Origin of the sequence: Thetidibacter halocola (genome assembly GCF_018224955.1) — a bacterium.
In the GTDB taxonomy this organism is placed as follows: Bacteria; Pseudomonadota; Alphaproteobacteria; order Rhodobacterales; family Rhodobacteraceae; genus Thetidibacter; species Thetidibacter halocola.
This window is the reverse complement of record NZ_JAGTUU010000002.1, coordinates 128,795-150,376: the sequence shown is the minus strand read 5'-3', so window position 1 is coordinate 150,376 and position 21,582 is coordinate 128,795. Positions and strand designations below refer to the sequence as shown.

At 63.5% G+C, this 21,582-nt stretch carries 19 protein-coding genes; 4 read left to right on the top strand and 15 right to left on the bottom strand.

From position 1 onward, the window contains the following. The 7 genes from KB874_RS04975 to KB874_RS04945 are packed head-to-tail and all read right to left on the bottom strand — an operon-like array spanning position 1 to position 7,469. Positions 1 to 1,527 carry a cryptochrome/photolyase family protein gene (locus tag KB874_RS04975; RefSeq protein WP_212535455.1) on the bottom strand — a complete coding sequence of 509 codons (1,527 nt, stop codon included), beginning with the start codon at positions 1,525 to 1,527 and terminating at the stop codon, positions 1 to 3. Continuing rightward, positions 1,524 to 2,189, bottom strand: coding sequence for an SDR family NAD(P)-dependent oxidoreductase (locus tag KB874_RS04970; protein WP_212535454.1), 666 nt, complete (start codon positions 2,187 to 2,189; stop codon positions 1,524 to 1,526). The genes KB874_RS04975 and KB874_RS04970 overlap by 4 nt, the downstream gene beginning before the upstream one ends. A 32-nt stretch (positions 2,190 to 2,221) precedes the next feature. After that, positions 2,222 to 3,307, bottom strand: a complete 1,086-nt coding sequence (gene modC, locus KB874_RS04965) for a molybdenum ABC transporter ATP-binding protein (RefSeq protein ID WP_212535453.1) — start codon at positions 3,305 to 3,307, stop codon at positions 2,222 to 2,224. After that, the gene (modB, locus tag KB874_RS04960) at positions 3,304 to 3,996 is read right to left on the bottom strand and encodes a molybdate ABC transporter permease subunit (RefSeq protein WP_212535452.1); all 693 of its coding nucleotides are present in this window, start codon (positions 3,994 to 3,996) and stop codon (positions 3,304 to 3,306) included. Before modB ends, modC begins: the two co-directional genes overlap by 4 nt. A gap of 4 nt (positions 3,997 to 4,000) precedes the next feature. Further along, on the bottom strand, positions 4,001 to 4,732 hold the full coding sequence (modA, locus tag KB874_RS04955) for a molybdate ABC transporter substrate-binding protein (protein WP_212535451.1): 732 nt from the start codon (positions 4,730 to 4,732) through the stop codon (positions 4,001 to 4,003). 49 nt (positions 4,733 to 4,781) lie between these two features. Beyond that, positions 4,782 to 5,168, bottom strand: a complete 387-nt coding sequence (locus KB874_RS04950; RefSeq protein ID WP_212535450.1) for a metallopeptidase family protein — start codon at positions 5,166 to 5,168, stop codon at positions 4,782 to 4,784. Positions 5,169 to 5,213: 45 nt separating this feature from the next. Continuing rightward, positions 5,214 to 7,469 (bottom strand): NADP-dependent malic enzyme, encoded by a 2,256-nt coding sequence (locus tag KB874_RS04945; RefSeq protein WP_212535449.1) that lies wholly within the window; start codon positions 7,467 to 7,469, stop codon positions 5,214 to 5,216. Between the two features lie 78 nt (positions 7,470 to 7,547). Between KB874_RS04945 and mutS the strand changes: the two genes are divergently transcribed. Beyond that, complete coding sequence (gene mutS, locus KB874_RS04940; protein ID WP_428849229.1) at positions 7,548 to 10,214, top strand: DNA mismatch repair protein MutS; 2,667 nt, start codon at positions 7,548 to 7,550, stop codon at positions 10,212 to 10,214. Between the two features lie 36 nt (positions 10,215 to 10,250). On the opposite strand, the gene KB874_RS04935 is transcribed toward mutS, so the two are convergent. Both KB874_RS04935 and hrcA read right to left on the bottom strand, forming a co-directional pair. Then, positions 10,251 to 10,808, bottom strand: coding sequence for a nucleotide exchange factor GrpE (locus tag KB874_RS04935; protein WP_212535448.1), 558 nt, complete (start codon positions 10,806 to 10,808; stop codon positions 10,251 to 10,253). 3 nt (positions 10,809 to 10,811) lie between these two features. Next, positions 10,812 to 11,882: a heat-inducible transcriptional repressor HrcA gene (hrcA, locus tag KB874_RS04930; RefSeq protein WP_212535447.1), complete on the bottom strand. Its 1,071-nt coding sequence runs from the start codon at positions 11,880 to 11,882 to the stop codon at positions 10,812 to 10,814. Between the two features lie 116 nt (positions 11,883 to 11,998). On the opposite strand from hrcA, the gene rph reads away from it, so the two are divergent. From rph to hemW, 3 genes are read left to right on the top strand one after another with little or no spacing between them, the layout of a single operon-like run. Continuing rightward, the gene (rph, locus tag KB874_RS04925; RefSeq protein ID WP_212535446.1) at positions 11,999 to 12,712 is read left to right on the top strand and encodes a ribonuclease PH; all 714 of its coding nucleotides are present in this window, start codon (positions 11,999 to 12,001) and stop codon (positions 12,710 to 12,712) included. Further along, positions 12,709 to 13,320, top strand: a complete 612-nt coding sequence (rdgB, locus tag KB874_RS04920) for an RdgB/HAM1 family non-canonical purine NTP pyrophosphatase (RefSeq protein ID WP_212535445.1) — start codon at positions 12,709 to 12,711, stop codon at positions 13,318 to 13,320. Before rph ends, rdgB begins: the two co-directional genes overlap by 4 nt. Beyond that, positions 13,313 to 14,461, top strand: coding sequence for a radical SAM family heme chaperone HemW (hemW, locus tag KB874_RS04915; RefSeq protein WP_212535444.1), 1,149 nt, complete (start codon positions 13,313 to 13,315; stop codon positions 14,459 to 14,461). The genes rdgB and hemW overlap by 8 nt, the downstream gene beginning before the upstream one ends. A gap of 23 nt (positions 14,462 to 14,484) precedes the next feature. Here the strand turns inward: hemW and KB874_RS04910 are convergent, their stop codons facing one another. From KB874_RS04910 to rho, 6 genes are read right to left on the bottom strand one after another with little or no spacing between them, the layout of a single operon-like run. Beyond that, the gene (locus KB874_RS04910; protein ID WP_212535443.1) at positions 14,485 to 15,381 is read right to left on the bottom strand and encodes a ParB/RepB/Spo0J family partition protein; all 897 of its coding nucleotides are present in this window, start codon (positions 15,379 to 15,381) and stop codon (positions 14,485 to 14,487) included. Positions 15,382 to 15,400: 19 nt separating this feature from the next. Next, positions 15,401 to 16,210, bottom strand: coding sequence for a ParA family protein (locus KB874_RS04905; protein WP_212535442.1), 810 nt, complete (start codon positions 16,208 to 16,210; stop codon positions 15,401 to 15,403). After that, entirely contained in the window at positions 16,203 to 16,817 is a 615-nt protein-coding gene (rsmG, locus tag KB874_RS04900) for a 16S rRNA (guanine(527)-N(7))-methyltransferase RsmG (RefSeq protein ID WP_212535441.1), read from the bottom strand. The genes KB874_RS04905 and rsmG overlap by 8 nt, the downstream gene beginning before the upstream one ends. After that, positions 16,817 to 18,691: a tRNA uridine-5-carboxymethylaminomethyl(34) synthesis enzyme MnmG gene (mnmG, locus tag KB874_RS04895; RefSeq protein ID WP_212535440.1), complete on the bottom strand. Its 1,875-nt coding sequence runs from the start codon at positions 18,689 to 18,691 to the stop codon at positions 16,817 to 16,819. The genes rsmG and mnmG overlap by 1 nt, the downstream gene beginning before the upstream one ends. A 3-nt stretch (positions 18,692 to 18,694) precedes the next feature. Then, complete coding sequence (gene mnmE, locus KB874_RS04890; RefSeq protein ID WP_212535439.1) at positions 18,695 to 19,975, bottom strand: tRNA uridine-5-carboxymethylaminomethyl(34) synthesis GTPase MnmE; 1,281 nt, start codon at positions 19,973 to 19,975, stop codon at positions 18,695 to 18,697. Positions 19,976 to 19,991: 16 nt separating this feature from the next. Then, a complete protein-coding gene (rho, locus tag KB874_RS04885; protein WP_212535438.1) occupies positions 19,992 to 21,263 on the bottom strand; it encodes a transcription termination factor Rho in 1,272 nt (423 codons plus the stop codon). Between the last annotated feature and the right edge of the window lie 319 nt (positions 21,264 to 21,582).

The window sequence follows — 21,582 nt, the reverse complement described above, 5'->3', positions numbered from 1 at the left end:
TCAGACCCGCGCGCCCTGTGCCATTCGGTTCAGGAACGCCTCTGCCTCGCGTAAAACGGTTTCCCGCTTGTCCCCGTCCATCCGGTCGAAGGTGCGATACATCTGCGCCATGCGCGGGTTGTTCTGGAACCGGTCGCGGTGGCGGTCCATGAAATGCCAGAACAGCAGGTTGAACGGGCAGGCATCCTTGCCGGTCTTGGCCTTCACGCTGTAGCGGCAATGCGCGCAATGATCCGACATCTTGGCGATGTAATTGCCCGAACTCACGTAAGGCTTGGACGCGATGATGCCGCCATCGGCGAACTGGCTCATGCCCACGGTGTTCGGCGCCTCGACCCATTCGAACGCGTCCATGTAGACTGCCAGATACCACTCGTGCAGCGCATGCGGCTCTATCCCAGCCAAAAGCCCGAAATTCCCCGTCACCATCAGCCGCTGGATGTGGTGGGCATAGGCCTCGTCCATCGTCTGTTGGACGGCCTTGGCGACACAGCGCATGTCGGTCTGGCCAGTCCAGTAGAACTCGGGCAGCGCACGGGTGTGACCCAACACATTGCGGCGCGTGTAATCCGGCCCCTCGCGGAAATAGATGCCCCGCACGTATTCCCGCCAGCCAATGATCTGGCGGATGAACCCCTCGACAGCGTTCAGCGGAGCGGCACCCGCGCGATAGGCGTCTTCGGCAGCACGGCAGACTTCGACCGGGTCCAGCAGGCCGATGTTGAGATAGGCCGCGATAACCGCGTGATACAGGAAGCGGTTCCCATCCAGCATCGCGTCCTGGTAGTCGCCGAATTTCGGCAGCGCGCCCTTGATGAAATGCGTCAGCGCGCGGCGTGCCTGCTCCTGGTCGGTGGCAAACCAGAACGGCCGCAGTTTGCCGTAGTGATTGCCAAACCGCGTCTCGACCAGGTCCAGCACCTGCTCGACCGTCTCATCGGGCGTGAACTGCATCGGGCCGGAAAAGCTTACGCTGTCCGGGGCGGGTTTGCGGTTGTCGTGGTCATAATTCCACTGGCCGCCCTCGGGCTGATCCCCGTCCATCAACATGCCCGTCTTGCGGCGCATGTCTCGATAGAAATATTCCATCCGCAGCGCCTTCTTGCCCTCGGCCCAACCTTCGAAATCACGGTGCGAGGCGATAAAGCGGTCATCCTCCAGCAACCGCAGTTTCAGGGGCGTGGCCTGCAGGGCTTCGATCAGGCGCCATTCGCCGGGCTCAGTCGCGATCACCTCGGTCGCGCCGGCTTCCTCGGCCCGGCGCAGCAATTCCGCTGGAATTGAGCCCGCATTGTTGGTGTCATCCAACTCTGCATAGCGGATGTCCCAGCCGTCGGCGCGCAGGCGGGCGGCGAACTTGCGCATGGCGGCAAGGATCAGGGCGATCTTCTTGGGGTGGTGCCGGACGTATGAGGTTTCCTCTGCCACCTCGGCCATCACCACGATATCGCACGTCTTGTCCGCCGCGCGCAGGGCAGAAAGCGAGTCCGACAACTGGTCGCCCAGGACCAGGACAAGCCGGCTCACCACGGGATCTCCTTCATCGCGTAGTCATAGAAGCCGCCCGTGTACTGCGGCGTCAGGCGCGACAGCACGTCCACCAGCCGTTCGGCAGCATGATCGGCGGTGACCGAGGGATGACGGCCCAGGTATTTCTCGGTAAAAGCCGTCTGCACCGTGCCCGGGTGCAGGCAGGCGACGCACAGCTGCTTGTGCGTCCGCGCCAGCTCGATCGCGGCGCCGTGCATCAGCTGGTTCAGCGCAGACTTGGCGGCACGGTAGGAATGCCAGCCGCCCAGGCGGTTGTCGCCGATGCTGCCCACACGGGCCGAAAGCGCGGCGAAAACGGCAAGCCTGTCCCGTGCGATCAGTGGCAGAGCGTGTTTCAGAATCAGCATGGGCCCCGCCGCGTTCAGCGCAAACTGGTCCGCCAGAGCTTGCGCCGTGACTGCGCGCAGGGTCTTTTCCGGCTCGACCCCGCCGATCTCCAGCGCGCCGGTCGCCACGAAGATCAGGTCGAAAGACCCATCCAGTCTGCCGAAAACAGTTTCTATACTGGCCTCGTCCGTGACATCCAGCCCGTCGCGCGACCGCGACAGACCAGTGACTGCGATACCCTGCGCATGCAAGCGCGCCTGCACAGAAGATCCGATTCCGCCCGTATTCCCGATGATCAATGCGCGTTCCATGACCGCGCGATCTAGGCCCGCGCGGTGCCGCTTCAAGGCCCGCCGATGTCGGTGGGGGCAAGGGCGACAGTCTTGATGATCGCCCAGGCCTCGACCCCCTCGACAAGGCCGAGCGCCTGCGCCGAGCGCCGCGTGACCCGCGCCAGAACCGGCCCCGCCGACGTGTCCAGCGTCACCAGCGCGCCGGGCCCCTCGCCTGCACGGACATGGCGCACGGTGCCACGCAGGATGTTCAGCGCCGACAGCCCATCGGGCCGGTGACGTGCCAGGATCACGTCCTGCGCGGGAATGCGGATGCGCAGCGCGCTGCCGGGCGACTGGGGCACCCTGGGCAGGAACAGGGATTGGTTTCCCGCCTCGAGCTCGGTCAGTCCGTCGGCATGATGCACCTTCACCCGCGCCTCGAGCACCGCACCCACCGCGCGGATCCCAGTCGGCGTGACCAGCGGATCGGCCAGCACCTCGGCCGCGCCGCCCTGCCGTATCACGCGGCCACCTTCCAGCACGACAACCGTGGTCGCCAGCCGCGCGACCTCGGCTGCGGAATGGGTAACGTAGAGCATCGGCACTTGCATCACGTCGCGCAGACGCTCGAGATAGGGCAGGATCTCGGCCTTCCTGGCATCGTCCAGCGCGGCCAGCGGTTCGTCCGCCAGGATCATGCGCGGCGCGGACAACAAGGCGCGCCCGATGGCGACGCGCTGTTTTTCGCCGCCCGACAGGGCGCCGGGGCGTCGATCCAGCAACGGCCCAATCCCCAGAAGATCGACTATCTGGCCCAAGTCGGCATGGTTCGCCTCCTTGGGCGCGAACCATCGCCCGTAGGCCAGGTTCTGCCGCACGGTCAGGTGCGGGAACAGCCGCCCCTCCTGAAAGATGTAGCCAAGCCGACGCCGATGCACCGGCACGGATACGCGCGAGGTGGCGTCGAACAGCAGCGTTTTATCCAGAACGATGCGACCCTGTTCCGGCGCAAAAAGACCCGCCACAGCGTTCACCACGCTGGTCTTGCCCGACCCGGATCGGCCGAACAGAACCGTGACGCCCGGCGGCGCGTCGAAAGCCACGTTCAGTGAAAAACCGGCAAAACGGTGGGTCAGGTCAACCGACAGCGTCATGCACCGCCCACCCTGCGCGAGGCCCGGCGCGCCAATGCCTCGGACGCGATCAGCGCGGCGAAGGCGATGACGATGGACACGATGACGAGCCGCATGGCCGAGGCCTCGCCCCCCGGCACCTGGAGAAAGGCGTAGATCGCCGAGGGCAGGGTCTGCGTCTGGCCGGGGATGTTCGAGACGAAAGTGATCGTCGCGCCGAATTCCCCCATCGCCTTGGCGAAGGCCAGAATCGCGCCCGCGATGATGCCCGGCAAGGTCAGCGGCAGCGTGACGGTTAGAAACACCCAGCCGCGAGAGGCGCCCAGCGTGGCGGCGGCCTGTTCCAGTTTCGGGTCCACTGCCTCGATCGACAGGCGGATCGCGCGCACCATCAGCGGAAAGGCCATGATCGCCGCCGCAAGTGCCGCGCCCGTCCAGCGAAAGGCAAAGACGATGCCCAACGGCTCCAGCAGGGCCCCGATGGGGCCTTTCGTGCCGAAACTCAGCAACAGCAGGTAGCCGGTGACGACGGGCGGCAGGATCAGCGGCAGGTGGACGAGGCCGTTGACGATCTGCTTGCCCGGGAAATCACGCCGCGCCAGAAGATGGGCGACCCAGATGCCCAGGGGTAGTGACAGGGCCACGGCCCAGAATGCGACCTTGAGCGACAGAGCGACGGCGGCCCACTCCTGTTCCGAGAGCCAGCCCATGCGGCTAGTCCGTCAGCGGCAGGAAACCCTGCGCATCGAAAACCGCACGGGCCTGCGGGCCGGCCAGGTGATCCAGAAAGGCCCGCGCCTCGGGCTTGCCGGGCGCGACGATGGCCGCCGGGTAGACGATGGGCGGATGGCTGTCCGCGGGAAACTCCGCCAGAACGGTCACGCGCGGCTCTGCCACGGCATCGCTGGCATAGACGACTCCCAGCTGCGCCTCGCCCAGCGCGACCAGCGCCAGCGCGGCGCGCACGTTGTCGGTCTGCACCACGTTCGGCTCTGCCGCGTCCCACAGGCCCAACGACTCGAGCGCGGCCTTGCCATAGATCCCGGCGGGCACCGCCTCGACAAGGGCCATGGCGATCCGTCCTTGTGGCAGCGGCGCAGCCATGTCGATCGGCGCCGCACCCGCCGGGCCGATCAGCACCAGCCGGTTGCCAAGCAGGTCGACGCGGCTTTCCGGCAGGATCAGAGCCTGTTCCTGCAAGACATCCATCCACTCGGCATTGGCCGAAATGTACAGGTCGGCTGGCGCGCCGAACTGGATCTGCCGGGCCAGCGCCGAGGTGCCCGCATAAGACAGGGTCACGGTCTGCCCGGTTGCCGCGCCATAGTCTTCGGCAATCAGGTCGAGCGCGGTCTTGAGACTGGACGCGGCGAACACTGTCGGCCCCTCGGCGCGCAGCGCGACCGGGGTGAACAGCAGGCAGATCAGGCTCAGGACACGGATCATGATGGGCGGAGTGTGGTGACAAAGCCCGCGCGTTACAAGGCGTCCCGCGTCATTCCCACCAGCGGTCGATGGTCGCGATATCCGCGTCGGACCAACCGAAATGATGGGCGAATTCATGCACCGTCACATGCGCCACGAGATCCCGCAATGCCACATCGCCGCGCTCGCGCCATTCGTCGAGGATCGGCTCTCGGAACAGCCAGACCGTGTCGGGATAGGGCGAGGGATCGGCAAGGGATTTCTCGGTCATCGGCACTCCGTCATAGAGTCCCGTCAGGTCCAGCGGATCGTCGATGCCCATCTCGTCGAGGATGTCGTCCGGCGGCCAGTCCACGACTTGCAGCACGACCTGGGCCGCCGCCTTGCGGAACGGCTCGGGAAAGGCGTCGATAGCGGCCTGGGCCATCCGATAGAAACTGTCGGTGTCGGTCTTCATGCGCGATCCGGGTCCGGAAAAGGCGGGGGTTCGGCCCGCCCCGCCTCAGCCGACCTTGCAGGCGGCCAGGACCGCCATGTTGAGGATGTCGTTCGCCGTCATGTTGGTCGAACAGATCTGGATCGACTTGTCGACGCCGGCGAGGATCGGCCCGATCACCGTCGCCCCGGCCATTTCCTGCATCAGCTTGACGCTGATAGAGGCCGAGTGCCGGGCAGGCACCACCAGGATGTTCGCGGGGCCGCTGAGGCGCTGGAAGGGATAGGCCTCTTGCGCCTTGACGTTCAGCGCGACGTCCACCGTCATCTCGCCTTCATACTCGAAGCTGACACCGCGCTCGTCCAGAACCTTTGGCGCACCATGCATCTTGGCGGCGCGTTCCGAGACCGGATAGCCGAAGGTGGAAAAGCTGACGAAGGCGACGCGCGGTTCAAGACCCAGGTGCCGGGCAACATCCGCGCTGCGCTCGGCGATGTTGGCGAGGTCTTCCTCATCGGGCCATTCCTGCACCAGCGTATCCGAGATCAGCACGATCCGCCCGCGATGCAACAGCGCCGTCACCCCTGCGGCGCCATGCGCGGCATCGGCGTCGAAGACGTGGTTGATCAATTCCAGCACATGCGCCGACTTGCGCGTGGCGCCGGTAATCAACCCATCGCCATGCCCATGCGCCAGCATCAGCGCGGCGAACACATGCCGGTCGCGCGCTGCCAGTCGATGCACGTCGGCCTGATCGTAACCCTTGCGCTGAAGCCGCTTGTAGAGAAATCCCTTGTAGGTGTTCAGATGCCGCGTGTTGGCGGCGTTCACCACCTCAAGCTCGCGCACCGCGTCGCCAAGACCCGCTTCCTCCAGCTTCTTGCGCACGTCATCCTCGCGCCCGACGACAAGCGCCTTGCCGAAACCGGCCCGCTGATAGGTCACCGCGGCGCGCAGGACGCGCGGGTCGTCACCCTCGGCGAAGATCATCCGCGCCTGCGCCGCCCGCGCCCGCGCGTTGATCGAGCGCAGGATCGACGCGGTCGGGTCCATCCGGCTTTTCAGCGTCTCCTCATAGGTGTGCATGTCGACGATGGGGCGCCGCGCGGCGCCCGTCGCCATGCCGGCCTTGGCAACAGCGGGAGGGATTCGGTGGATCAGGCGGGGATCGAAGGGCGTGGGAATGATGTAATCCCGCCCGAAGGTCAGCGATGTGCCATAGGCCAGCGCGACCTCGTCTGGCACATCCTCACGCGCCAGTTCGGCCAGCGCCTCGGCGCAGGCGATCTTCATCTCATCGTTGATGGCACGGGCGTGAATGTCCAGCGCACCGCGGAAAAGATAAGGAAAGCCCAAGACGTTGTTCACCTGGTTGGGATAGTCGCTGCGCCCGGTGGCGACGATGGCATCGGGGCGGACCTCATGCGCTTCTTCGGGTGTGATCTCCGGGTCCGGGTTCGCCATGGCGAAGATCACCGGGTTGTCGGCCATTGATTCGACCATCGCCTGCGTAACAGCGCCCTTCGCGCTGACGCCTAGGAACACGTCGGCGCCGACCATCGCCTCTTCCAAGGTACGCAGGCCGGTCTTGATGGCGTGGGCCGATTTCCACTGGTTCATGCCCTCGGTGCGACCCTGCCACAGCACGCCCTTGGTATCCAGGACGATGCAGTTTTCGTGTCTTGCGCCCATGCGCTTGAGCAGCTCGATACAGGCGATGCCCGCCGCCCCCGCCCCGTTCAGGACAATCTTGACGTCCTCGATCTTCTTGCCGGACAGGTGCAGCGCGTTGATCAGCCCCGCGGCGCAGATCACCGCCGTGCCGTGCTGGTCGTCGTGGAACACCGGGATGTCCATCTGTTCCTTCAGCGTCTGCTCGATGATGAAGCATTCCGGCGCCTTGATGTCCTCAAGGTTGATGCCGCCAAATGTTGGCCCCATCAGGCGCACCGCCTTGATGAACTCCTCCGGGTCTTCGGTATCCAGTTCGATGTCGATCGAGTTCACGTCGGCGAAGCGCTTGAACAACACCGACTTGCCTTCCATCACCGGTTTCGATCCCAGTGCGCCCAGGTTGCCCAGGCCCAGCACCGCCGTGCCGTTGGAAATCACGGCCACGAGGTTGCCCTTGTTGGTGTAGTCATAGGCCAGTTCGGGATGCGCGGCGATTTCTTCGCAGGGGACAGCCACGCCCGGGGAATAGGCCAGCGACAGGTCCCGCTGCGTGTTCATCGGAACCGTGGCGTTCACTTCCCACTTGCCGGGCGTGGGTTCGAGGTGAAAGGCCAGCGCCTCTTCGCGGGTGAATTTCAGTTTCGACATGTGCATCCCTGCCGTGATCGGGGTTTTCCCCGTTTGCCGACCGTCTTAATGTCACGAGCGACGGCCGGGGGAAAGAGCATGTCTGCCGAAAAGAGCAATAAAAATACCGTCACGCCGATGATGGCGCAATATCTGGAAATCAAAGCCCAGTATCCGGACGCGTTGCTGTTCTACCGGATGGGCGATTTCTACGAGATGTTCTTTGACGACGCGGTTGCGGCGTCCGAGGCACTGGATATCGCCCTGACGAAACGCGGCAAACACGAAGGCGACGATATCCCGATGTGCGGCGTGCCGGTGCACGCCGCCGAGGGCTATCTGCTGACGCTGATCCGCAAGGGATTCCGCGTGGCGGTGGGCGAGCAACTGGAAAGCCCCGAAGAGGCGAAGAAGCGCGGTTACAAGTCGGTGGTCAAGCGCGACGTGGTGCGGCTGGTGACGCCGGGCACCCTGACAGAGGAATCGCTGCTGGAAGCCCGGCGGCACAATTACCTCGCCGCGCTGGCACGGGTGCGGGATGACTGGGCGCTGTCCTGGTCCGACATTTCCACGGGCGCGTTCCACGTCCTGCCATTGGCGCGGGCACGGATCGGCGCGGAACTCGCACGGCTGGCACCGTCCGAGGTCCTGGTGACGGATACGGTCGACGAAGACCTGCGCGGCGTGCTCGGCGATCTGGGGATCTACCCGACCGTGCTGGGCGCCGCCAGTTTCGACAGCACCGGGGCCGAGAATCGGCTCTGCCATCTGTTCGGCGTGGCCAGCCTGTCCGGCTTCGGGTCCTTCGCGCGGGTCGAATTGTCCGCGATGGGTGCGCTTGTCGACTACTTGGACATCACGCAGAAGGGCAAGCTGCCGCTGCTGCAACCGCCCAGGCAAGAGGCGGTGTCGCGCTTCATGCAGATCGACGCGGCGACGCGCCGGAACCTGGAACTGACGCATTCCATGCAGGGTGGGCGCGCCGGATCGCTCTTGTCGGTAATCGACCGGACGGCGACGGCGGCGGGTGCGCGCCTGCTGGAAAGGCGGATCTCGTCGCCCTCGCGCGACCTCGACGGGATCCGGGGACGGCTGTCGGCAGTGCAGTGGGGATTCGACACGAATCAGGCCCACTCCTTGCGCGATATGCTGCGCCGCGTGCCGGACATGGACCGTGCCCTGTCGCGCCTGGGGCTGGATCGCGGAGGGCCGCGCGACCTGGCGGCGGTGCGCAATACCCTGACCCAGGCAGAGGCCATATCCCGGATGCTGTCCGGGCAGGACCTGCCCGGCCTGATCGCCGAGGCCGCGGGGGCGTTGACCGGTCATGATGCGCTGCTGGAACGGCTGGACGCGGCGCTGGTGGCGGAACCGCCGCTGCTGGTTCGGGACGGCGGGTTCATCGCCGCCGGCTATAACGCCGACCTGGACGCCGCGCGGATGCTGCGCGACGAAGGGCGCGGTGTGGTGGCCCGGATGCAGGCGCAATATGCGCAGGAAACCGGCATCGGCAGCCTGAAGATCAAGCACAACAACGTGCTCGGTTACTTCATTGAGACGACCTCGACCCATGCGGAAAAGATGCTGGGCCTGTCGGACCGCTTCATCCACCGGCAGACGACGGCAAATCAGGTGCGGTTCACCACCGTCGAACTGTCGGAACTGGAAACCCGGATCCTGAATGCCGGGTCAGAGGCGCTGGAGATTGAAAAGCGGCTCTATGACAGCCTGAAAGCGGGTATTCTGGACCGCGCGCCCGCTCTGGCCGAAACCGCGCTGGCGCTGGCCGAGATCGACCTGGCGCTGGGCTTGGGCGACTTGGCACGGGAACGCGACTGGGTGGCGCCAAGGGTGGACGACAGCCGGGCTTTCCACGTGGAACAAGGGCGGCACCCGGTGGTGGAAGAGGCGCTGCGCCGCGCCGGAGAGCCTTTCATCGCCAATGATTGCGACCTGACGATCGAGGGCGAGGGATCGGCGGTGACGCTGCTGACCGGGCCGAACATGGCCGGCAAGTCAACCTACCTGCGGCAGAATGCGCTGATTGCGCTGCTGGCGCAGATCGGTTCCTTTGTTCCGGCGGCAAGTGCGCATGTCGGGCTGGTCAGCCAGATATTCAGCCGCGTCGGCGCCTCGGACGACCTTGCGCGGGGACGGTCGACCTTCATGGTCGAGATGGTCGAAACCGCTGCGATCCTGAACCAGGCCGACGACCGCGCCCTCGTGATCCTCGATGAGATCGGCCGTGGCACGGCTACCTATGACGGGCTGAGCATCGCTTGGGCGACGCTGGAGCATCTTCAGGCGGTGAACCGGGTGCGCGGCCTGTTCGCCACGCATTACCACGAGCTGACGCAACTGGCGGGCAAGCTGGACGGGGTGAAGAACGCGACTGTCGCGGTCAAGGAGCATGGTGGCGACGTCATCTTCCTGCATGAGGTGCGGGACGGCGCCGCGGACCGGTCCTATGGCGTGCAGGTGGCGCAGCTTGCGGGCCTGCCCAGGCCGGTGATCACGCGCGCGCGGGCAGTGCTGACCGCGCTAGAGAAGGGCGAGCGCGAGCGCACCTCGCCCAAGGCGTTGATCGACGACCTGCCGTTGTTCTCGGCCGCGGCGCTGACGCCTGCCCCGGTTGCCGCGAAAAAGGGACCATCCGAGGTGGAAACAAGGCTGGAGGCGCTTTTGCCGGACGAAATGACGCCGCGCGAAGCCTTGCAGGCGCTGTACGAGCTCAAGGCCCTGCTCAAGGAAAAGGGCGGGGTATGACCCCGCCCTGCGATCCGTTTCGCCTGTCGCTCGGGGTCAGCTGGTCATGGACGACACGCCGACCTGCGCCGGGCGCAGGAGGCGGTCGTGCAGCAGGAACCCCTCGGTCGAGACCTGGATGATGTCGCCGGCCCTGGTTCCGGGCAGCGGGGCCTCGAACATGGCTTCGTGCACCTTGGGGTCAAAGCGGTCTCCGACCGTGGGCGTGATTCGCGACACACCATGGCGGTCGAACACGTTCAGCAATTCCTTGAGCGTCAGCTCCACGCCCTCGATCAGCGCGGTCGACACGGCCGAGGAACTGTCCTCCCTGGCAGCCTGAAGCGCGCGGTTCAGGTTATCATAGACCGGCAGCAGGTCGCGCGCGATGCGCGTACCGCCATAGGCTTGTGCCTCTTGCCGGTCCTTCGCGGCGCGCTTGCGGGCGTTTTCCGCGTCTGCCAGCGCGCGCATGAAGCGATCCTTGAAATCGTCGCGCTCGGCGCGCAGCAACTCGATTTCATCCTCGATGCCATGCAGTTCGTCGTTCGCCGGTTCATCCGGCGAAATGTCTTCTGCCTCTTCGAAAAACTCTTCTTCCTTGGACTCTGCCATGCGTCACCTCTGCTGCCGGTCGGCGATCAACCGCCCGACAAGTTGGGCCGTGTAATCCACGATCGGGACGATCCGGCCATAGTTCAGGCGCGTCGGGCCGATCACGCCCACCGCACCGACAATCTTACGGTCCGCGTTCATATATGGAGACACCACCAGAGAGGAACCCGAAAGTGAGAAAAGTTTGTTCTCAGAGCCGATGAAAATGCGCACACCCTCACCCTGTTCGGCCAATTGCAGGAATTCGGCGATGTCCCGCTTGCGTTCGAGGTCGTCGAACAGGCTGCGGATTCGGTCAAGCTCTTCATCCGCGGTAGGGCCGCCCAAAAGGTTCGAGCGGCCGCGCACGATCAACCGGGCTGGCGTGTCGTTTTCCCCATTCCAGACGGCAATGCCTGATTCGACCAGCTGAGCCGCGAGCGCATCGATCTCCTGGCGGCGGCGGACGATCTCGACACCCATGACCTTGCGCAGCTCGGACAGGGTGCGCCCCTCGGCGAAGGTATTCAGGAAATTCGCCGCCTCGCGCATTGAACTGGGCGTCTGACCTGGCGGCGGCGTGAACAGGCGGTTTTCCACATGGCCGTCCGCAAAGACGATGACGACCAGCGCACGGTCCGGCGACAGGGCGACGAATTCGATATGCTTCAGCGGCGCCTCGTATTTCGGGGCCAGAACCACGGACGCGCCATGCGTCACGCCAGACAGCGCGCTGCCGACCTTGTCCAGCAGGCCGCCCACGTCGTCCTCGTTGGACCCGACCGTGGCATCCAGCGCCTCGCGGTCGTCGGCACCGAGTTCACGCACCTCGAGCAGGCCGTCAACGAACATCCGCAGCCCCATCTGCGTTGGCACCCGGCCGGCGCTGACATGCGGGCTGCCCAGAAGCCCCAGGTATTCGAGATCCTGCATCACGTTGCGGATCGTCGCAGCCGAGACCTTTTCCGTCATAGTGCGAGTCAGCGTGCGAGACCCAACCGGTTCGCCGTTTTCCAGATAACCTTCGACAACGCGGCGGAACACCTCGCGCGAGCGGTCGTTCATCTGATCCAGCAACTGGCTTGCCTGTGACATCCATGGCCTCTCGAGACCGGATAATTAAAGACACCGCGTGTCCGGCGTCAATCGGGGTTGCGCCCCACGGCCCTGCCCGTCTATCCCGCAGAACATCGGCATGATGGAGGAAAGACATGCGGCCTTCCGGACGAAACTTAGGTGAAATGCGCGCGGTTTCAATCGAAACCGGTGTTCTGAAACATGCCGAAGGGTCCTGCTTGATCAAGGTGGGCGACACGCATGTGCTGTGCACCGCCTCGATCGAGGAACGTGTACCGCCCTTCATCAAGGGAACCGGACAGGGCTGGGTGACGGCGGAATACGGCATGCTGCCACGCTCGACCTCGACCCGGATGCGGCGCGAGGCCGCGAGCGGCAAGCAGGGCGGGCGCACGGTGGAAATCCAGCGCCTGATCGGCCGCGCGCTGCGCGCCGGGGTTGACCGGCTGGCACTGGGCGAACGGCAGATCACCGTCGACTGCGACGTGATCCAGGCGGATGGCGGGACGCGCTGCGCCTCGATCACCGGGGGCTGGGTCGCACTGCGCCTGGCAGTGAACAAGCTTATGAAGGCCGGCGATATCCGAATCGATCCGCTGGTCTCCGAGGTTGCGGCGGTTTCTTGCGGAATATACGCCGGCCAGGCGGTCCTGGACCTAGACTACCCCGAGGACAGCGAAGCTGGCGTCGATGGCAATTTCATCCTGCGCGGCGACGGGCGACTGATCGAGGTGCAGATGAGCGCCGAGGGCGCGACCTTTTCCCGGACCGAGATGGACACGCTGATGGGCTTGGCCGAACAGGGCGTCACGGACCTGGTGGCGATCCAGCGCAAGGCGGTGGCATGACCCGACGCTTTACCGGGAACCGGCTGCTGGTGGCGACGCATAACCAGGGCAAGCTGGAAGAGATCGCCGCCCTGCTGGAACCCTACGGCGTGTCGGTGGTCGGCGCGAAGGAGATGGACCTGCCCGAACCCGAAGAAACAGGCACGAGTTTTGCCGAAAACGCCCGGATCAAGGCCCATGCGGCGGCGCAGGTCACCGGCCTGCCGGCCCTGTCGGACGATTCCGGCATCGAGATCGACGCGCTGGATGGCGCACCCGGTGTCTACACGGCGGATTGGGCCGAAACAGGCTCTGGTCGGGACTTCGTCATGGCGATGACCAAGGCGCATGACATGCTGGTCGACCGTCGGGCGCCGGAACCCTGGACCGCCCGGTTCTGCTGCACGCTGGTGCTGGCCTGGCCGGACGGGCATGACGATGTCTTTCCCGGCGTGATGGAGGGGCGTGTCGTCTGGCCGATGCGTGGCGACCAAGGGCACGGATACGATCCGATCTTTGTTCCCGCCGGGCAGGACCTGACCTTTGGCGAGATGGACCGCTGGGAAAAGAACCGGATCAGCCACCGCGCGGACGCGTTCCGCAAGTTCATCGCTGGCTGTTTTGGCTGAGGATTGGCGCCAGGCGGGTTTTGCCCTGTATGTCCATTGGCCCTTTTGCGAGGCCAAGTGCCCCTATTGCGACTTCAACAGCCACGTGGCGCGCAGTATCGATCAGGCTCGTTGGGCGCGCGCCCTCGCCTCCGAGGTTCGGCGCGTTGCGCGTGAAACGCCCGGTCGCGTCCTGAATTCAGTGTTTTTCGGCGGCGGCACGCCCTCGTTGATGGACCCGGAGTCCGTGGCGGCGGTGCTTGAGGCCTCGCGCGAGAATTGGGTCTGGGCCAACGACATCGAGGTCACGCTGGAGGCAAACCCGCGCTCTGTCGAGGCTGCGCGGTTTGACGGCTATGCCCGAGCTGGGGTGAACCGCGTGTCGCTGGGCGTTCAGGCGCTCCGAGATGATGAGCTGCGGCGACTAGGTCGCCTGCATGGCGTCGACGAAGCAAAGCGCGCCTTTGGCGTTGCACGGTCGGTCTTTGACCGGGTGAGTTTCGACCTGATCTATGCACGTCAGGACCAGAGCCTGACAGCGTGGGAGGCCGAACTGCGCGAAGCCCTGGACATGGCGGTAGATCACCTGTCGCTGTATCAACTGACGATCGAACAGGGCACGGCATTCTGGGACAGGCAACGTGCCGGTGGCCTGCGCGGCCTCCCGGACGAGGATCTGGCAGCAGACATGTATGACCTGACAAACGAGATCTGTGCCGAGGCCGACATGCAGGCCTACGAAGTCTCGAACCACGCCAGGCCCGGCGCGGAATCGCGACACAACCTGATCTACTGGCGTTATGGCGATTGGGTCGGGGTCGGTCCCGGGGCGCATGGGCGGCTGACCCTGGACGGCACGCGCTGGGCCAGCGAATGCCCAGCCGCGCCGGGCGCGTGGCTGTCGCGAGTCGAAAACACCGGACAGGCAGAAGATCGTACAGCGTTATCACCGCAAGATATTGTCAATGAACGCATCATGATGGGTCTACGGCTGACCGAAGGCGTAGATATGGAGTTTTTCGAGGCTCAACCGATCCTGAATATGCGGGCGGCCTCGCTGGTCGAGGACGGACTGATGTGGTGTCGCGATGGACGCGCCGGCGCGACGGTCGCCGGCCGATTGCTGTTGAACAGGGTCATCGGCGAATTGCTGGTGGATTGATCGCCTTCCTTGCGGGAACTCGCTCAGCGGTAAGTGCTGAGCAGGCTGCAGAGCGCATCCAAGTGTTCCAGCGTATCGTATGAAATGGTGACGCTGCCCTTGTCCTGCCCCGGCGGATGGTCGATGCGCACATTCATGCCGAGCGCTGCGGACAGATCAGCCTCGAGCGCGCGGGTGTCGGCATCCTTCTCGATCTGCATGCCGACACGGCGACCGGTGCCCGCAGGCTTGTTACCACTGTCGCGGGCAAGCTTTTCTGCCGCACGGACCGAAAGCCCCTTGGTAACGATCCGTTCGGCAAGGGTTTCCGGGTTCGGCGCGGTAATCAGCGTGCGCGCATGACCCGCGCTAAGCTTTCCGGTAGTGACCATGTCCTGCACGGTCTCCGGCAGAGACAGTAGACGCATCAGGTTGGCGATGTGGCTGCGGCTCTTGCCCAACGCTTCGGCCAGTTTTTCCTGCGTATGACCGAACCTGGTCATCAATTGGCGATAACCCATCGCCTCTTCGATGGGATTCAGGTCTGCGCGCTGGATGTTCTCGATGATCGCGACTTCGAGAACCTCGGTATCGTCGAAATCCCGCACGAGGACCGGTAACTGGTGAAGTTGCGCGATCTGCGCCGCGCGCCATCGGCGTTCGCCGGCGACGATTTCGAACGAGTCGGGCCTAGTCGGGTGCGGACGGACAATGAGCGGCTGTATCACGCCCTTGGTGCGGATCGAGTTGGCAAGCTCTGCCAACTGATCCTCGGAAAAGCTGCGCCGTGGCTGATCCGGATTAGGATGAATCCGCTCGATCGGGATGGTCCTATCAGACCGACGCGTTCCTTCGGCCGCTCCAGCCGGGTTCGGATCCACATCCGCCATGAGGGCCGAGAGCCCCCTTCCTAGACCGCGACGTTCCTTCTTGTCCGACATGCTCTTGCCCCTCTGTGCCTCAGGCCGCGATTTTCGCGTTCTTCTTCTCGATTTCCGCCGCCAATGCGCGGTACGCCGCCGCTCCCTTTGACGCCGTGTCGTAGGTCAGGACCGGCATCGCATAGGATGGCGCCTCGCTGACGCGGACATTGCGCGGGATGACGGTGCGCAGGACCAGCTCGCCGAGGTTGTCACGGGCATCGGCCTCGACCAGCTGTGAGAGGTTGTTGCGCGCGTCATACATGGTCAGGACCACGCCCTCGATCCGCAGTCCCGGATTCGCGGTCTGGCGCACTTCTCGGATTGTGAGCATCAGTTGCGAGAGGCCTTCCAGGGCAAAGAATTCGCTTTGCAGAGGAACGAGCACGGAATCCGCCGCCACCATCGCATTCACGGTCAGCAGGTTCAGCGAAGGCGGGCAATCGATCAGGACATAGTCGAAACCCTTGCGCATCAGAGCAGGATCCCGCAACGCCTTGCGCAGGAGATAGCTGCGCCGCTCGCTGCTCATCAACTCCATGTCCGCCGAGCTGAGATCGACCGTGGCCGGAACGATGGAGAGGCGGTCCACCGGGGTTGCAGCGATGATCCTGTCAATAGGCGCTTCGCCCACGAGCAGGTCGTAGGTCGTCATTTGCCGGTCTTCGAGTGCGATTCCGAGTCCCGTCGATGCATTGCCCTGGGGGTCAAGGTCGACAACGAGAACGGAAAACCCGCGTTCTGCCAAAGCGGCGCCAAGATTGATCGTAGTTGTCGTCTTGCCGACCCCGCCTTTCTGGTTAGCGATTGCGATGATCTTGGGATCCGAAACCTCGGACACGTCAGGCATGTGCGATATCTCCGATTTCCAGGATGACTGCGCCTGGGTCAGTCCGACTTTTATGCGAAGCGAGGCTGAACCGCCACTGCCCCCGAGCCTTTTCCACCTCTTTTTTCCATGTCGCGCCCTTGGGCAACAGCGCGACACAGCCAGGCGCACAATGGCGATGCACGAGAGGAAGAAGATCGTCGAGCGGGGCCAGCGCACGGGCCGAGATGTATTGCGCCTGCTGCGGTTCCACCCGCTCGATGCGTTCGGTCAAAACCCTCGCCTCGAGCCCAAGTTCGCGAATGACCGTCCGAAGGAAGACACACTTGCGCTGATCGGATTCGATCATGATCACATGAAGCGCGGGATGTCGCTCTGCGGCAATTGTCGCGACGACGAGCCCAGGGAACCCTGCCCCACTGCCCAGGTCCACCCATTTTCCGTTTTCAGGATGGACCAGCGTCAGCAATTGGGCGGAATCCGCAAAGTGCCGGACGTCCGCCTCCGACAAAGTGGTCGGCGAAACGAGGTTGATCTTCTGGCTCCACTTTTCGAGCAGATCCGCGTAGCGAGCGAGGCGCTCGGATGTTTCACGTGAAACATCGAGCTCTCTCAAGACATCGTGCATCAAGCCGTTTCCCGGCCGAGGCGCCGGACGTGCGCGAGGATCAAGGTCAACGCCGCCGGTGTCATGCCTTCGATCCGGGCGGCCTGCGCCAAGTTCTCAGGGTGGCTTCGCCGCAGTTTCGCTTTCAGTTCATTCGATAGACCCGACAGCCCATCAAAATCGAAATCCGATGGAATCGTCAGCGTTTCATCCTTGCGCAAGGCTGCCGCGTCACGTTCCTGACGCTCGAGATAATTGGCGTAGGTCGCTTCACGTTTCAGTTGCTGACCGATGTCTCTGTCAATCGAGGAAAGCTCCGGAAAAACATCCGTAAGACCATCCCAATCCACATCCTTGTGACTAAGAATATCAAACGCCGTGCGACGCGCGCCGTCCCGCGACACGGCAATGCCCAGCTGTTCGGCCGTGGCCGGAGAGATCCGTATGTCACCCAGATCAGATTTTGCCCGCTCCAGGGCTTCGATCTTGTTGTTGAATGCCTGCTGACGTTCGCTGGACACGCAACCGCATGCAATCGCAGTTGGCGTCAACCGCTGATCTGCATTGTCGGCACGCAGATGCAATCTGAATTCAGCACGCGAGGTGAACATTCGATAGGGTTCCGTGACGCCGCGGGTGATCAGATCGTCAATCATGACGCCGATATAACTGGTGGTCCTGCTGAACAGCAAGGAATCGCAGTTCCGTGCAGCCATCGCCGCGTTCAAGCCCGCCGCGAGTCCCTGGGCTGCTGCTTCCTCGTATCCCGTCGTTCCATTGATTTGCCCAGCAAGGAAAAGACCGTCGATGCCGCGCACGGCAAGGCGGCCGTCCAATGCGCGAGGGTCCACGTAATCATATTCTATGGCATAGCCTGGCTGGAGAATCCGGGCGTTTTCAAGACCCGCGATGGTGCGGACGTAGGCCTCCTGCACGTCCTCGGGAAGCGAGGTGGAGATACCGTTGGGATAGACCGTATCGGTATCCAAACCCTCAGGCTCCAGGAACACCTGGTGAGACGCCTTGTCGGCAAAGCGCACGACCTTATCCTCGATCGACGGACAGTAGCGTGGTCCGACACCGTCGATATGGCCTCCATACATCGCGGATCGTTTCAGGTTCTCGGCGATGATCTCATGAGTACTTTCGTTTGTATGGGTAATCCCGCAGGACACCTGGCGGGCGACAGGGGCATCGGACAGGAACGAGAACATCACCGGGTCGTCGTCGCCCGGCTGCATCTCCAGCTTTTCCCAAGCAATTGTCTTTCCCTCGAGCCGAGGCGGTGTTCCCGTCTTCAACCGTCCAAGTGGCAATCCCATGTCGCGCACCCGCGCCGACAGGCGGTTCGATGGGTCATCGCCCATCCGGCCGCCAGGCCGGGACACGTCACCGATGTGAATGATCCCCCCCAGGAACGTGCCGCTGGTCAGAACCACCGATCGAGACCGGATTTCGGACCCGTCGGCAAGGCAGATACCAGAGATGCGTGTTCCAGTCTGCAAAAGGTCGACGACTTCGCCCACAATGACATCGCAATTCGGCATGGCCGCAACAAGCGACGCGATGGCTTCTCGATACCGGCTGCGGTCCGCCTGCGTGCGCGGGCCTTGAACCGCCGGGCCCTTGCTCCGGTTCAGAAGCCGAAACTGGATGCCGGCGTAATCCGCTGCACGGCCCATGACGCCATCGAAGGCATCGATCTCTCGGACAAGATGACCTTTACCAAGACCGCCGATTGCCGGATTGCAGGACATCACGCCAAGGTCTCCGGCCTTCAGGGTGACAAGCCCGGTTCGAGCGCGCATTCGTGCCGCCGCGCAGGCGGCCTCGACCCCGGCGTGTCCTCCGCCGATGACCAGAACATCGTAGTCACCATGTTTCACGTGAAACACTCCTCACTTCCCGATGCAGAAGCTGGAAAAGATTACATCCAGCAGATGTTCGACGTCGACACGGCCCAGCAACGCCTCGAGCCGGCGGATTGCCAGGCGAATCTCTTCGCTAGCCAGTTCATACTCATCCGGACCGGTATCCAGCAACACCAACGCTTGCTGCAACTGCTCCTTGCCCGACTCCATCGCCATCCGATGTCGTTCTCTGGTCGCAAGACCTGCGCGTGCGACGCGCGCCGACAGCGTCTCGCGGATTTCATCGACCAGTCCCGTCACCCCGGCCCCTGTCAGGCCCGATATGCCCCTACCATTTCCGTCGTCCTGTTTGGCCACGCGCACGATATCACCAACCAAGACGGGAAGGATCGGTGTATCGCCCGCAGGCACCAGGTGTAGCCGAAGATCCGCCCGTCCCGCCCGTTCCCGGGCACGATCCACACCGATCCGTTCCACGACATCCTCGGAATCGCGCAGGCCCGCGGTATCCAGCAGCGTGACCGGCAGACCCCCGATATCCATCCGAACCTCGATGACATCACGGGTAGTGCCGGCGATCTCCGAGGTGATCGCCGCTTCCCGCCCGGCGAGATAATTCAACAGGGTCGATTTCCCGGCATTCGGTGGCCCCACGATCGCAACCTCAAAGCCCGCCCGAATCCGTTCTGCCGCAGCACTTCCGTGCAACTCGGTCGAGAGCCCATCGACGACAGCCCCCAACAAAGCGCGCACCTCATCGCTCACATCGACCGGCACCTCCTCATCGGCAAAGTCGATTGTCACCTCTAACAACGAGGCCGCCCGGACAAGGTCGCGCCGCCAGCTCTCGACTTTCCCGCCAAGCTCACCAGACAAGACCCTCAACGCTTGCATGCGCTGCGCCTCGGTCTCGGACGCTATAAGATCGGACAGCGCTTCGACCTGCGTCAGGTCCAGGCGTCCGTTCTCCATCGCTCGTCTCGTGAACTCGCCCGGCTCCGCAAGGCGCAGCCCCTCATGGGTGCCCAGGTCCTTCAGGACAGCGTGGATGACGGCAATACTGCCATGAAGGTGAAACTCGACGACCGCTTCGCCAGTGAAACTGCGCGACTCTTCGAAAACCAGAACCAGGGCCTCGTCAAGAAATACGCCTGCTCGATCCACGAGGCGTCGCAGACCTGCGCGCCGAGGCTCTGGCAAGCTGCCGGACATGGCGCGTGCCACGTCATGGCTACGCGGCCCCGAGAGGCGCACGACGGATACCCCCGCCTTGCCCTCTGCCGAGGCGAGAGCAAAGATCGTATCCATCGCCCGCGCCTTTCGTTCAGCTGTTCATCGAGTCAAAGAACTCGGCGTTCGATTTCGTCTGCTTCAGCTTCGAAATCAGGAACTCGATGGCATCCGTCGTGCCCATCGGGTTCAGGATGCGCCGCAGGACGAAAGTCTTTTGCAAGTCGCCCTTGTCGACCAGCAGTTCCTCTTTCCGCGTGCCGGACTTGAGAATGTCCATTGCCGGGAAGACACGCTTGTCCGCCACCTTGCGATCCAGAACGATCTCCGAGTTGCCGGTGCCCTTGAATTCTTCGAAGATGACTTCGTCCATCCGGCTACCCGTATCGATCAGGGCGGTAGCGATGATGGTCAAGCTGCCGCCTTCCTCGATGTTCCGTGCCGCACCGAAGAACCGCTTGGGGCGTTGCAACGCATTGGCATCCACACCACCGGTCAGAACCTTGCCCGAGGATGGCACAACGGTGTTAAAGGCTCTACCAAGTCTTGTGATCGAATCCAGAAGGATCACAACATCTCGCTTGTGTTCCACCAACCGCTTGGCCTTTTCGATGACCATCTCGCTGACCGCCACGTGCCGCGTCGCTGGTTCGTCAAAGGTCGACGACACGACCTCGCCCTTGACCGACCGCTGCATGTCCGTCACTTCCTCGGGACGTTCGTCGATCAGCAGGACGATCAGGTAGCATTCCGGGTGATTGGTTTCGATCGAATGCGCGATGTTCTGCAACAGAACCGTCTTGCCGGTCCGAGGCGGCGCAACGATCAACGCGCGCTGGCCCATCCCGATCGGGGCCACAAGGTCGATGATCCGAGCCGAACGGTCCCGGATCGTCGGATCCTCGATCTCCATTTTCAGCCGTTCGTTTGGATAGAGCGGCGTCAGGTTGTCGAACGCGATCTTGTGACGTGCCTTTTCCGGGTCCTCGAAATTGATCCGCGTGACCGACACCAGGGCGAAATAGCGCTCATTCTCGTCAGGCGCCTTGATCTCTCCCTCGATGGTGTCGCCCGTGCGCAGCGAATACTTCCGGATCATGTCGGGCGAGACATAGATGTCGTCCGGACCCGGCAGGTAGTTCGCCTCGGGCGAGCGCAGGAAACCGAACCCGTCCTGGAGCACTTCCAGCACGCCGTCGCCGAAAATCTCCCAGCCTTCATCCGCCCGCTCACGCAGGATCTGGAACATCATCTCGCCCTTGCGCATCGTCGAGGCGTTCTCGATCTCGAGCTCCTCGGCCATGTCGAGAAGATCCTTGGGGCTCTGGGCCTTCAGGTCGGCAAGGTTCAGGCGGTCCACGGTCATCAAATCGCTCTCCCGGACCCGCAGGTCCGTTTCTGGTCGTCTTAGCTGGGAAATCCACCCCGGGACCGGGGCAGGTGGGTCTTACTCCGAAGCGGGGCTTGGCGTCAATCGGTGTCCCTGATCCGGACTTCTTTACAAAAAAGTAAGAAATTAAAGAGATGATGAAGTTTGTAGGACATGCCTTTGGCTGTGGATTAACGAGTTCTAAACAGATGATCCCCAGTTGGGTGGATCGGAACCCGCTGCTGTGGATAAACCGGGAAACCGGCTTCACTATGCCACCAAGCCTTTGGCAGGGTTGCGTGAATCGCTCTATGAT

What these genes read in the sequence shown, in the direction of transcription:
- modB (WP_212535452.1), bottom strand. Translation starts at nt 3,996, where the DNA reads ATGGGCTGGCTCTCGGAACAGGAGTGGGCCGCCGTCGCTCTGTCGCTC.
- KB874_RS04935 (WP_212535448.1), bottom strand. Translation starts at nt 10,808, where the DNA reads ATGGCAGAGTCCAAGGAAGAAGAGTTTTTCGAAGAGGCAGAAGACATT.
- KB874_RS04945 (WP_212535449.1), bottom strand. Translation starts at nt 7,469, where the DNA reads ATGTCGAAACTGAAATTCACCCGCGAAGAGGCGCTGGCCTTTCACCTC.
- mnmE (WP_212535439.1), bottom strand. Translation starts at nt 19,975, where the DNA reads ATGGATACGATCTTTGCTCTCGCCTCGGCAGAGGGCAAGGCGGGGGTA.
- rho (WP_212535438.1), bottom strand. Translation starts at nt 21,263, where the DNA reads ATGACCGTGGACCGCCTGAACCTTGCCGACCTGAAGGCCCAGAGCCCC.
- modC (WP_212535453.1), bottom strand. Translation starts at nt 3,307, where the DNA reads ATGACGCTGTCGGTTGACCTGACCCACCGTTTTGCCGGTTTTTCACTG.
- rph (WP_212535446.1), top strand. Translation starts at nt 11,999, where the DNA reads ATGCGGCCTTCCGGACGAAACTTAGGTGAAATGCGCGCGGTTTCAATC.
- rdgB (WP_212535445.1), top strand. Translation starts at nt 12,709, where the DNA reads ATGACCCGACGCTTTACCGGGAACCGGCTGCTGGTGGCGACGCATAAC.
- rsmG (WP_212535441.1), bottom strand. Translation starts at nt 16,817, where the DNA reads ATGCACGATGTCTTGAGAGAGCTCGATGTTTCACGTGAAACATCCGAG.
- KB874_RS04950 (WP_212535450.1), bottom strand. Translation starts at nt 5,168, where the DNA reads ATGAAGACCGACACCGACAGTTTCTATCGGATGGCCCAGGCCGCTATC.
- modA (WP_212535451.1), bottom strand. Translation starts at nt 4,732, where the DNA reads ATGATCCGTGTCCTGAGCCTGATCTGCCTGCTGTTCACCCCGGTCGCG.
- KB874_RS04910 (WP_212535443.1), bottom strand. Translation starts at nt 15,381, where the DNA reads ATGTCGGACAAGAAGGAACGTCGCGGTCTAGGAAGGGGGCTCTCGGCC.
- KB874_RS04970 (WP_212535454.1), bottom strand. Translation starts at nt 2,189, where the DNA reads ATGGAACGCGCATTGATCATCGGGAATACGGGCGGAATCGGATCTTCT.
- mutS (WP_428849229.1), top strand. Translation starts at nt 7,548, where the DNA reads ATGTCTGCCGAAAAGAGCAATAAAAATACCGTCACGCCGATGATGGCG.
- KB874_RS04905 (WP_212535442.1), bottom strand. Translation starts at nt 16,210, where the DNA reads ATGCCTGACGTGTCCGAGGTTTCGGATCCCAAGATCATCGCAATCGCT.
- hrcA (WP_212535447.1), bottom strand. Translation starts at nt 11,882, where the DNA reads ATGTCACAGGCAAGCCAGTTGCTGGATCAGATGAACGACCGCTCGCGC.